The following is a 10,512-nucleotide window of genomic DNA, read 5'->3' on the forward strand; positions in this document are numbered from 1 at the left end:
TCTCGTCGAAGGGGTTCATGCTCATCTTCACGCCTGCGGTGTCGATGCCGCTGCCATCCGGCTTGACCCGCACCTTGACGTTGTAATCGACCACGCGCTTGACCGCGACCAGCACTTTCATTCAAGAAGACTCCAGGCAGAAAAACGAACTACTTCTCGACGAATGCTCGTTCAATGACGTAATCACCGGTCTTTCCTTGATGGGGGCTGATCTCGAAATTCCGTGCATCCAGGAGCGTGCAACATTCGTTGAGCATTTCCGTGCTGCCGCAAATCATCACACGATCCGTTCTCGGGTCTAAAGGCGGCATCCCGATATCTTCTGTAAGCCGATCGCTTCTGATCAGTTCAGTAATCCGGCCCTGATACTTGAATGGTTCACGCGTGACCGTTGGGTAGTAGATCAGGCGCTCCCGGGTCCAGTCACCAAGGTATTCATGCTCTGGCAGCTCGTATTGGATGAATTCAGCGTAGGCGAGATCACTGACGTGCCGAGCGCCATGCACCAGAATGACCTTTTCAAATCGTTCGTAAGTCTCTGGATCCTGAATGATGCTCATGAACGGCGCAAGTCCAGTGCCGGTGGAAAGAAGGTACAGGCGCAGTCCTGGCCGAAGGTCGTCGATCACGAGCGTACCGACAGGCTTGCGGCCGACGATGATTTCATCGCTAGGCTTTAAGTGTTGCAGACGTGAGGTCAAGGGCCCATCAGGCACCTTGATGCTGAAAAATTCAAGATAGTCAGCATGATTAGGACTGGCGATGCTATAGGCCCTCAACAGGGGGCCCCCACCAACATGGAGGCCGAGCATCACGAAGTGCCCGTTATGAAATCGCAGTGCGGGGTTGCGGGTCGTTCGAAACGAGAACAGGGAATCGTTCCAATGACGCACGCTCGTAACACGTTCGATACTGAAGTTCGACATGATGTGGCAGGTGTTAGAGAAACAAATCAAACAAGAAGATCAGACTGCTGCAGTTTCAAGTTCATGCAGGTATGACCAAGGGAAGATTCCACGCCCGTGCCCATCCGAGAACACCAGGTTGAGGCCCTGTTGACCGATAGGGTTGATCTCCGTCAAGCGGACTATGGCGGACATTTCGGGCTGATGGTTTGTTTGACGCCGCGTCTGCACACAGAGCGCGCATCGGCAACTGACGCGCAGAAGGCCATGCGGCAGCAAGCTATGGCTTCCATCGTTCCAAGCGATCTCAAGCACGCCGGAGGCCGTGTGGTCTGTAATCAGGGTGGGGAGCCATTCGTTGACAGACTTGATCATCGCTGCCTCGGCACATGACGGGGGGAAGCAGAATGGAGCTTCATACCAACTCCTTCACACCTGATGGCCCTACATCAACAGCGAAACCGTTCAATCCGTTTTCATCGAGTTCGCCACCCATCGCGGCAAGGCTTTCTTCCCGGATTTGGTCACGCAGCGTCTGCAAGATCTGCAAGAAAGCTTCCGACATCATGTCTGCTGCGACGCGTGGTCTCGGCAGTGGAACGTCCACCACAGCCTTGATACGCCCGGGGCGTGCAGTCATCACATAGACGCGGTCTGACAGGAAGATTGCTTCCTCAATGTCGTGCGTGACAAACAACACGGATAGACGAAAGCGCTGCCACATGTTGGTCAGAATTTGCTGCATGATCATGCGTGTTTGCGAATCGAGAGCGCCAAAGGGCTCATCCATCAGCAGCACCTTCGGACTCGCCGCCAGTGCCCGAACGATGCCAACGCGCTGCTTCATCCCGCCGGAGAGTTGCTCGGGGTAATGGTTCTCGAATGCAAGCAGTCCGGCTAGACCCAGCAGTGTGCGCGCGGAGGTCTCGCGGCTCGACGCTGCAAGACCCTGCATCTTCAAGCCGAACTCGACGTTCTTGCGCACGGTCATCCACGGAAATAGCGAGTACTGCTGGAAGACGACACCACGCTCCGGACCAGGCCCATCGATCAAACGACCATCGAGAAAAACTCCCCCCTCAGTCGTTTGCACCAGCCCTGCAACAGCATTGAGAAGGGTGGACTTACCGCAGCCCGATGGGCCAATCAAGGAAACGAACTCACCCGGATGGACCTCGAGCGACACACCGTCAACGGCAAGAACTTGTTGACGGCGCGTGCCGAACTGCAAACGTAAATCGCGCACTTCAATATGCCCCTCGGCATCGCTCTTGATCATCATCACTCTCCAATCCTTAAAGAATTCCGCAGGGACCAATGCGTTATCGGACGCATGTAAAAAGCCCAGGCTGCTGAAACATTCGAACGGCCCGGCCTCACCCATATCAAGCAATCCATCCACTGAACACCATGTCTAGATTGGTATGACCCGCTCATGCAGTTGACTGGGGATGAAGCCGATCCACAGCATGCAATATCAATGCCGCTGTCGATGGTTACCCGAGCCTTCGGCGCATTGCTACCTGGCACTTGCTCCCCGAACGTCCATCGCATCATGGTGGTGCCACTTCACCCATGCAATCGAAGCTGGTCGAATTTCTGATCAACATTGGCCCATTGGTCTGCGTCCGGAAGAGGCTCTTTCGCCTGATCGACCACTGGCCACTCCCTCGATAACTTTGCGTTCAGCTCAAGGAAGTGAATCTGACTGGCCGGAAGTTCTTTGTCGGGAACGATGGCACTGACGGGGCATTCGGGTACACAAACGGCACAATCAATGCATGCCTCCGGATCGATCACGAGGAAATTCGGCCCCTCGTGAAAACAGTCGACCGGACAGACACTGACGCAGTCGGTGTATTTGCACCGGATGCAAGACTCGGTCACGACGAAAGTCATTAGAGGTCCTCCTTACTTCTTGGACTGCGCCTGTGCGATCGCCGTGATCGCAACCCGCGCCATCTTGCGTACATCGGGATCAGCGTCACCCAAAGCCTGTTCGAGCGGCAAGACAGCACGCGCGTCGCCAATCTCGCCAAGCGCAATCGCTGCTTCCTTGCGCAGATTGCTGATGGAATGGCTGAGCGTATCGATCAGTGCCTCGACCCCAGCTTCAGCCTGGAGTTGCCCAAGGCTGCGTGCGACTTTCAGCCGCACTTGCCAATAGTCGTCGCTCATCGCTCGCACCAAGTGCGGGATCGCAGGTCTTAATCGCAACTTGCCGATCGTTTGTGCCGCTTCCTCACGCACGATCCAGTTACGATCGGCTAACGCATGCGTCAGGGATGGCAGTACGCTGATGCCCGTGGCGTAGCCGAGCGCGCCAACGGCCATGCGGCGAACCTCGGCTTCAGGATCCTGTTCGGCGACCTCCGCCAAGTCCTTGAGGGCGCTTTCGATCCGCAAGTAGCCGAGTACGCCGACAGCTTCGCGACGGACGATGGCATCAGGGTCGCGCAGCGAACTCAGTGCTGGCGTGAATGCCTCAGGCACCCGCAAGGCACGCAAAGCGCGAAACGCTGAAGCACGAACCTCGGCCGAATATTGACCGTCCAGCAGCGCCAAGAGCGGTGGCGCGGAGGCAGGAATCTTCAGTTCAGCAAGTACATCGGAGGTCGCTTTGCGTACACCCGGATCCGTATCTTGCAACAGTTTCGCCAAGGCTGCGACGACCTCCAGATCCTCAAAACCTTCCAGCGCCTTGGCGGCTTCCGTGCGTACAAGCGGGCTTGTGTCGGTTAGGCGGGGCAGCAACAAAACAACAATGTCGTCCTCGTCGCTGTAAGGCAGGTCCATCACGGCCAAACGACGAATCTCGGGATCGGCATCGGTCAACCGCGTGACAAAAGTTGTAGCAATAGTCTTCACGGCTGGCCTCAACGTAACAGGTAGGGGATGTCGACTTTGAGGGCGTCGGTCGGGCAGTCCTGTTCGCACGGCAAGCAGTACCAGCACTCGTCGTACTTCATGTAGGCCTTTCCTTTGATGAGGTCGATTGCAAGCACATCAAGAGGGCAGACATCAACGCAGACCGTGCAGCCCTTGTCGGCGATGCACTTGCCCTCATCGACACGGACAGGGGCCTGGGTGGGGGTGATCGTGATCGTCATTGGGTTTCCTTCAATCAGGCGGCTTCGGCGACCCGTGCCACACGCAACCGGTGGTAAGCGACTCGCTCAGCTTCATCAATTGGCACGATATAAGGCTCCACCGGCTGCTTGCGCAGTTGCATCAAGCCGTTCTCACCCCGGCGCAACGCCGTATGGCAAAACCAGTTCTCGTCGTCGCGCTGTGGGTAATCGACGCAGTAGTGGTACAGGCCCCAGCGACTTTCCGTGCGGAACAGCGAAGAGCGCGCTGCCATCTCGGCGCAGTCGAGGATTGCGTGGGTTTCCATCGCGCGCATCAGTTCATGTGGCCCTGGTGCCGCCAGGTGTTGCAGGTCCTCACGGATTTCAGCAAAGCGCCGCAGCGCAATTTCGTACTTGCGACTGATCTTGGGGGGTTGCAGATAGTCGTTGACCAAGCGCCGTGTCTTGTATTCGATCTGGAAGGGGGTGAGTCCTTCGGTACGGCCGAGCGGCCCGAGAATGCGCTGCACCTCCGCCTCCTGTGCATCAGAATCATGTGCAGCGAAGGCATTTCCGTCGCAATAAGCGGCTGCATTTTCTCCGCACAGCTTGCCATAGACGAAGGCGCCGAGCATGTAATTGTGCGGAACGCTGGCGCAGTCACCAGCGGCATAGAGCCCTGGCACGGATGTCTCTCCCCGCGCGTTGATGCGAATGCCCGACGCGCTGTGTCCACTGCAAAAACCGATCTCGGAGATGTGCATCTCGATCATTTCGTGGCGATAGTTCGTGCCTCGCCTGGCGTGGAAGCGGCCCCGGCTGGGACGCTCGTTGCTATGCAGGATCGTCTCGATCTGGCTGATCGTTTCTTCCGCCAGGTGATTGACTTTCAGGAAGACGGGTCCGTTTCCGCTTTGGAGTTCGTTGTAGAACTCCAGCATCATCTGACCGCTCCAGTAGTCGCTCTCGATGAATCGCTCGCCTTTGCCATTGGCGGTGTAGCCACCGAGCGGGCCTGTGACGTACGCGCATGCCGGGCCGTTGTAATCCTTGATCAGCGGATTGATCTGGAAGCACTCGAGATTGGCAAGGTCAGCGCCGGCGTGGAAAGCCATAGCATGCCCATCGCCGCTGTTTGTCGGATTCTCGTAAGTGCCCATCAGGTAACCCGATGCCGGCAGTCCTATCCGTCCTGCCGCCCCAGTGCACAAAATCGCAGCCTTGGTCTTGATCAAATAGACTTCCGCCGTGCGGCAGTCGAATCCCATGATCGCGGCCACATGCCCACCGTGTCCCGTAAGAATGCGCGTGATCACGAGCCGGTTCGTAATTTCCACGCGTGCGCGCTTGAGCTGCCGATAGAGGATCCGCTTCATGTTGTGGCCCTCGGGCATCGGCAGCACATAGGTGCCCAGATGGTGCACCTTGCGCACGGCATAGTCGCCTGTCTCATCTTTTTCAAACTTGACACCCCAGCGATCAAGCTCCTCGATCATGTCTGAGCTGCGTGTTGCGTAGGCCATCAGGGTCTCCTGGTCAACGATTCCATCGTTGGCGACCGTGATCTCCTTGACGTATTGTTCTGGTGTGGCGTGTCCGGGAATGACGGCGTTATTCAACCCATCCATCCCCATGGAGATCGCCCCGCTGCGCTTGACGTTGGCCTTGTCGACGAGCAGCACGCGCAGCTTTGGGTTGTGTTCCTTGGCCTTGACTGCGGCCATTGGGCCCGCAGTCCCGCCCCCGATCACGACAAGATCAAACTCGAGTTCAATGGTCTTCATGCAAGTTCCTATTTGCGTTCGATGCGGAGGCGATACTGGAAGGCGTCGCCGCGGTAGTACAGATACTCAAAATCGATGGGTTGCTCGTTTGCGTATGTGAGTCGCTCGATTCGCAAGAGCGGCGCGCCTTCGGCAATGCGCAGATGTCCAGCCAACCATTCGTCAACCGTGATGGCGTCGATCTGCACGTCAGCGTGCGTGAGATTCAGTTCATAGTCGTTTTCGAGGATGGCGAAGACGTCGCGCGCTTGCAGATCTTCTTGCGCCAGTCGTTGCCCGAGATCGAGCGGGAAATAGCTCACATCCACCGAAATCGGCTCGCGATTCAAATAGCGCAGGCGCTGGATCTGGAATGCCATCGATCCCTGTTCCAGCCGCAGCCGACGCGCCACAAGTTCGTCAACGCGCACGGGGCGCTGGCTGAGAACCTGAGAGAACGTCTCGTAGCCCAGCGAGGTCATCGCCTCGCCAAAACCTCGCAAGTTGGAAAGGTTCTGGAAGGCCTTCGGTTTCGACACAAACGTGCCCTTGCCCGGCACCTTAAATATCATGCCTTCCTTCTGCAGATCATTCAGGGCTTGGCGGATCGTGATTCGGCTCACCCCAAAAGCGACCGTCATCTGGCTCTCCGACGGCATCAACGCGTGCGATGGGTAAGTGCCATCCAGGATGCGATGCCGGATGATTTCGCGGATCTGCGAGTACATCGGCACAGCGGACATGGGCAACACCTGCGCCGCCTCTAGGGGTACGAGGGGAGCGCATGGTCTCTTCGGCAGTGGTCTCATGATCTGTACATCGCATAACTTGTTATGACAAGTATGGATAAGCAACTTACATGCCAAGATTGCGCAGGTGATGTCAGATGCTTGGGATTCGCTCTCATAGCCCTAGGTTTTCACGTTTGAGCACCTACAAAGCGGATCGAAACAGCCAGCCATGGGCACAATCCAGGTGCGTAGAGGCTGCTCCGCTGAGGGCAATTTTGGGTGTTTGAGCACTAACCGCGTGCACTGTGGCCCTGCCACCTGCCCCGGTCACGTCGACGTGACTCGTGTGCTGGCATGACCTGACCAGAGTCCCTGCCAAGCGTCTCCCAGCCTATGTCGCTGTCGCCCTTCGCATCCTGGTCAGTCGAAATTCGGTAGGGTTGTCAGATCGGCACCGGCCTCACACATCGAACACGATCTGCGCGAATATCCACCCGGGGAACGAGCTTGGCAGCGCCAGGAACGCGTCCAGTCTCCGCGCCGACGCAGAATTGACCAGCGTGCCGGCCACGGCCTGATAAGATTTCTGCCCGATATGGACTGTGTTGACCCTGCTGTCTCTTTGCATGGGATGGTCAACAGGAAATCGGCACATTGGTCAAACTTGCGTCGGCGCACACATCCATGGTTCCCCCAGCGACTTGAGACCGGGTCCATACAGCACGACGCGCACCTCGAGCTTGCCCTTCCAGGCTTTGAAGCTCGGTCTCAACTCTGAAGTGCAACACCTCAGTCCTGTAAGGTGTTGCACTTCATACATCGGTGCTCCGGCTTGCAAGGCTTTTGCGCTGTGGCGGTTTGATCGGATCGATTGCAGCTATACATCCGGCCTTTGCCGCGGCTGTGCGACGCTGGCCCTGATGGAATCCGCAGATCGGAGTCTGATCAGATTTTCGAGCTTCTCGCTCACTGAAGTGCATAAATTGATCCAATCCCGGTCTGACCTGTCGGAGTATCGTTCTGATCATTGACCCATCTACATTGGGTGTGGTTGCCGCAATTTTCGTTGCCACATTCACACGTTCCACCTTGGGGTTTGGCGAAGCACTCATCGGCGTGCCTCTCCTCGCTCTGGTGATTCCAATCCAGGTAGCGGCCCCAGTTGCGGTTCTCGTATCCATCACAGTGGCTGCCGTTGTCGTGGTGCAAGACTGGCGTCATATTCATCTGCGCAGTGCCGCATCCTTGCTACTGCCCTCGATATTTGGCATTCCGCTTGGCCTGTATGTACTCGCTGCAGCGCCAAGCCATTGGGTGAAAATCGGATTGGCCCTGTTCATCATGGGTTTTTCGATCTATAGCTTGCTTAGTCATGGGCGGTTCGCCTTGGCCGATGACAAACTGGCCTGGGTGTTCGGGTTTTGTGCCGGAGTACTGGGCGGAGCTTATGGCATGAACGGCCCACCATTGGCGGCCTACGGGACTTTGCGTGGCTGGAGTCCGCAACATTTCCGCGCCACCTTGCAAGCTTATTTCTTCCCCGCGAGTCTGTTGGTCATGGCTGGATATGCCTATTCCGGATTGTGGGTGCAGGCGGTCAACCGCTATTACCTCGCTGCCCTCCCCGGTGTGTTGCTGGCCATGTTTTTGGGCCGCGCCGCCAACCGACGGCTACGCAGCCTGACCTTTGTCCGAGTTGTACATCTCGGGCTCGTTGCCATCGGTGCGGCTCTGCTGTTCAGTGCCGTGTAGTGCCGCGCCTGATGACTAGGCAAGCTTCGGGGTGATAGGACACACGATCCAATCACCACGGCGGTAGCGAGTTGTCGGGCGTTGCTGCTGCGAACGAGCCACTCATCCGCCGCTGGCTGGTGCGGGTGTCCGATTTGTATCGGGCAGTATGAGCCGAACGATCAGAATTCGAGGTTGGGTTAGGACCTATTCTCGGCTGCCGCGGTTCGCGCCCCGGCGTCTGTGCGCAACAACTCGACCAGGCGGGTAAGCGCGGGGGAGTGCGTGGTCGAAGGCATGAGCAACAAGGTTCGCAGCATGGCAACACGCGGGGGCACCTTGGCCCAGGAGACCGCATCCTGCTGCGCGTAAATATCGAGCACGGAGCGCGGAATCAGGCTGGCCCCCACGCCAGCCGCCGCCGCCGCGAGGATGGCGTGGTAGGAGCCGAATTCCAGCACGCGCGATGGCACCACGCGCAAGCTCTGCAGCCACTGCTCGAAACGCCGGCGATAGGCGCACCCCTGCCCCTGGAAGACCAGCAGAGTCTTGCCGTTGAGCCGTTTCGGATGGTGTGGCAGCGGACAGCCGGCGGCCGCGACCAGGATCAGTTCCTCCTGGTACAGGGGCACGGAGGTGAAGCGCGCGTCGTCCACCTCATCGCCGACGATCGCGGCATCGAGCCCACCGGCTTGCAAACGCGCGATCAGTTCCCGGGATGGCGCGGTCTGCAATTCCACCACGACCTCGGGATAGCGTCCGTGGAACACGGCCAGCGGGCCGGGCAAGCGGCTGGCGGCCACGCTTTCCATCGCCCCCAGGCGCAGACGGCCACAGACGGCATCGAGCCGCACGGCCGCGCGCGCCTCCTCGGCCAGCCCAAGCAGCCGGTCGGCGTACTGCAGCAGCACATCCCCGGCAGCCGTCAGCCGGAGCGAGCGCCCTTCGCGCTCAAACAGTCGGACCCCCAAGGAGGCCTCCAATTGACGAATGCGAACGGTCACGCTGGACTGCGCGCGATGCAGACGAGACGCCGCGCGAACGACTCCGCCCGCGTCGACGATAGCTCGAAAAGTTTCCAGCTCGCGAAATTCCATATTCGATAAAAACGATTGTTCAAGTCTGAATTATTCATTTTACCCATTGCGGCCCAATGCCTAGGATGGATCTCTCGATCCATTCCTCCTCTCCCCAATCGCCCCCATGAGCCATGCAATCAAATCTGCGCTGACCGGTATGACCCTGCTGGCCATCGGCCTGGGCATCGGCCGCTTTCTGCTCACTCCCCTGCTGCCCATCATGCAGGCGGATGCCGGGCTGAGTCTGGTGGGCGGGGGTTGGCTGGCGTCGGTGAACAATCTCGGCTACCTGGCGGGTGCCTTGCTGTGCACCGTGGTGGCTTTACCACCGCAGCGTGCGCTGCGCTGGGGGCTGGTGGCGATTGCGCTGTCCACCGCGGGCATGGGAGTTGCCCATGGCATGGGGCCGTGGCTGGTCTGGCGCTTGTTGGCGGGCGTCGCTGCGGCGGTGCTGGTGGTGCACGGCATCGCTTGGAGCATGCGTCGCCTGCAGGCCTCGAGTCATGCCCTGCTCGAAGCGCTGGTGTTCACCGGCACGGGTGTTGGCATCGTGGTCAGCGGGGTGGTGGTGGCCGGGACACAGCCCATGGGCGTGAGTTCGGCGGCGAGCTGGATCGGCTTCGGCCTCGTCTGCGCCGTGGCCACGGCACTGGTTTGGAGCACCCTGGACAGCCCACCCTCGGCGGCAACCGCGCACGTCAACGCCGCAACGACGGCCAAGCCGACGGGTCCGGCCTGGGCGCTCATTGCCGCCTACGGTTTGATCGGCTTCGGCTATGTCATCCCCGCCACCTTTCTGCCGGTCATCGCCGGCGAGCGCCTGCACCTTCCCGCGCTGCGCGAGTGGTTCTGGCCGCTCTACGGCGCCGCGACCATTGTCCTGACCCTGCTGCTGCCGCGCATTCTTCGGTCCATCGACAACCGCCGCGCGCTGGCCGGAACTTGTATCTCAATGATCTTGGGCATCACCCTGATTCTGGTCTGGCCGAGCATCATCGGTCTCGCGTTGGCGACCATGTTGATCGGCAGTGTGCTCATGCCGGTCGTCATGGTGGTCATGCGCGAAGCGCGCCTGCTTGCACCGCACGACCACACCCGCCTGATCGCTGCGCTGACCACCGCGTTCGGCAGCGGGCAGATCGTCGGGCCGTTGACTGCGGCGTGGCTGGCCGCGCGGCTGCACGGCTTCGATGCGCCGCTGCTGCTCGCGGCGCTGACCCTCCTTGCGGCAA

Annotated in this window: 12 protein-coding genes and 1 pseudogene; 2 read left to right on the forward strand and 11 right to left on the reverse strand. The window is 59.1% G+C overall.

Features of this window, described 5'->3' with window-relative positions:
- From ACYCUK_RS21385 to ACYCUK_RS21430, 10 genes and pseudogenes are all read right to left on the reverse strand, one after another.
- Nucleotides 1-121 (reverse strand): annotated as a pseudogene (locus ACYCUK_RS21385) (electron transfer flavoprotein subunit beta/FixA family protein); the annotation flags it as partial.
- A 28-nt stretch (nucleotides 122-149) separates the two neighbouring features.
- Nucleotides 150-926 carry a ferredoxin--NADP reductase gene (locus tag ACYCUK_RS21390; protein ID WP_461596650.1) on the reverse strand — a complete coding sequence of 259 codons (777 nt, stop codon included), beginning with the start codon at nucleotides 924-926 and terminating at the stop codon, nucleotides 150-152.
- A 39-nt stretch (nucleotides 927-965) separates the two neighbouring features.
- Nucleotides 966-1,280 (reverse strand): DUF971 domain-containing protein, encoded by a 315-nt coding sequence (locus tag ACYCUK_RS21395; RefSeq protein WP_461596651.1) that lies wholly within the window; start codon nucleotides 1,278-1,280, stop codon nucleotides 966-968.
- A gap of 40 nt (nucleotides 1,281-1,320) precedes the next feature.
- Nucleotides 1,321-2,184 (reverse strand): ABC transporter ATP-binding protein, encoded by an 864-nt coding sequence (locus tag ACYCUK_RS21400; RefSeq protein ID WP_461596652.1) that lies wholly within the window; start codon nucleotides 2,182-2,184, stop codon nucleotides 1,321-1,323.
- A 290-nt stretch (nucleotides 2,185-2,474) separates the two neighbouring features.
- Nucleotides 2,475-2,804: a ferredoxin FdxA gene (gene fdxA, locus ACYCUK_RS21405; RefSeq protein WP_461596653.1), complete on the reverse strand. Its 330-nt coding sequence runs from the start codon at nucleotides 2,802-2,804 to the stop codon at nucleotides 2,475-2,477.
- Between the two features lie 12 nt (nucleotides 2,805-2,816).
- Nucleotides 2,817-3,773: a HEAT repeat domain-containing protein gene (locus ACYCUK_RS21410; protein ID WP_461596654.1), complete on the reverse strand. Its 957-nt coding sequence runs from the start codon at nucleotides 3,771-3,773 to the stop codon at nucleotides 2,817-2,819.
- A gap of 8 nt (nucleotides 3,774-3,781) precedes the next feature.
- The gene (locus ACYCUK_RS21415; RefSeq protein WP_461596655.1) at nucleotides 3,782-4,015 is read right to left on the reverse strand and encodes a 4Fe-4S dicluster domain-containing protein; all 234 of its coding nucleotides are present in this window, start codon (nucleotides 4,013-4,015) and stop codon (nucleotides 3,782-3,784) included.
- Nucleotides 4,016-4,029: 14 nt separating this feature from the next.
- The gene (locus tag ACYCUK_RS21420; RefSeq protein ID WP_461596656.1) at nucleotides 4,030-5,760 is read right to left on the reverse strand and encodes a fumarate reductase/succinate dehydrogenase flavoprotein subunit; all 1,731 of its coding nucleotides are present in this window, start codon (nucleotides 5,758-5,760) and stop codon (nucleotides 4,030-4,032) included.
- Nucleotides 5,761-5,768: 8 nt separating this feature from the next.
- Nucleotides 5,769-6,482, reverse strand: coding sequence for a GntR family transcriptional regulator (locus ACYCUK_RS21425; protein ID WP_461596657.1), 714 nt, complete (start codon nucleotides 6,480-6,482; stop codon nucleotides 5,769-5,771).
- Between the two features lie 448 nt (nucleotides 6,483-6,930).
- Nucleotides 6,931-7,098 carry a hypothetical protein gene (locus ACYCUK_RS21430; RefSeq protein ID WP_461596658.1) on the reverse strand — a complete coding sequence of 56 codons (168 nt, stop codon included), beginning with the start codon at nucleotides 7,096-7,098 and terminating at the stop codon, nucleotides 6,931-6,933.
- 419 nt (nucleotides 7,099-7,517) lie between these two features.
- Here ACYCUK_RS21430 and ACYCUK_RS21435 point away from each other — a divergent pair, with 419 nt between their 5' ends.
- Nucleotides 7,518-8,222 carry a sulfite exporter TauE/SafE family protein gene (locus ACYCUK_RS21435; protein WP_461596659.1) on the forward strand — a complete coding sequence of 235 codons (705 nt, stop codon included), beginning with the start codon at nucleotides 7,518-7,520 and terminating at the stop codon, nucleotides 8,220-8,222.
- Nucleotides 8,223-8,401: 179 nt separating this feature from the next.
- Here the strand turns inward: ACYCUK_RS21435 and ACYCUK_RS21440 are convergent, their stop codons facing one another.
- Entirely contained in the window at nucleotides 8,402-9,298 is an 897-nt protein-coding gene (locus ACYCUK_RS21440; protein ID WP_461596660.1) for a LysR substrate-binding domain-containing protein, read from the reverse strand.
- A gap of 106 nt (nucleotides 9,299-9,404) precedes the next feature.
- Here ACYCUK_RS21440 and ACYCUK_RS21445 point away from each other — a divergent pair.
- Nucleotides 9,405-10,512, forward strand: a 1,108-nt coding sequence (locus ACYCUK_RS21445; RefSeq protein WP_461596661.1) for a YbfB/YjiJ family MFS transporter, incomplete at its 3' end; no start/stop codon positions are given.

Source organism: Thiomonas sp. (genome assembly GCF_054608695.1).

Bases quoted from the DNA above. Each gene is read 5' to 3' on its own strand.
- ACYCUK_RS21390 (WP_461596650.1), bottom strand. From the start codon at position 926: ATGTCGAACTTCAGTATCGAACGTGTTACGAGCGTGCGTCATTGGAAC.
- ACYCUK_RS21395 (WP_461596651.1), bottom strand. From the start codon at position 1,280: ATGATCAAGTCTGTCAACGAATGGCTCCCCACCCTGATTACAGACCAC.
- ACYCUK_RS21400 (WP_461596652.1), bottom strand. From the start codon at position 2,184: ATGATCAAGAGCGATGCCGAGGGGCATATTGAAGTGCGCGATTTACGT.
- fdxA (WP_461596653.1), bottom strand. From the start codon at position 2,804: ATGACTTTCGTCGTGACCGAGTCTTGCATCCGGTGCAAATACACCGAC.
- ACYCUK_RS21415 (WP_461596655.1), bottom strand. From the start codon at position 4,015: ATGACGATCACGATCACCCCCACCCAGGCCCCTGTCCGTGTCGATGAG.
- ACYCUK_RS21420 (WP_461596656.1), bottom strand. From the start codon at position 5,760: ATGAAGACCATTGAACTCGAGTTTGATCTTGTCGTGATCGGGGGCGGG.
- ACYCUK_RS21425 (WP_461596657.1), bottom strand. From the start codon at position 6,482: ATGTCCGCTGTGCCGATGTACTCGCAGATCCGCGAAATCATCCGGCAT.
- ACYCUK_RS21430 (WP_461596658.1), bottom strand. From the start codon at position 7,098: ATGCAAAGAGACAGCAGGGTCAACACAGTCCATATCGGGCAGAAATCT.
- ACYCUK_RS21440 (WP_461596660.1), bottom strand. From the start codon at position 9,298: ATGGAATTTCGCGAGCTGGAAACTTTTCGAGCTATCGTCGACGCGGGC.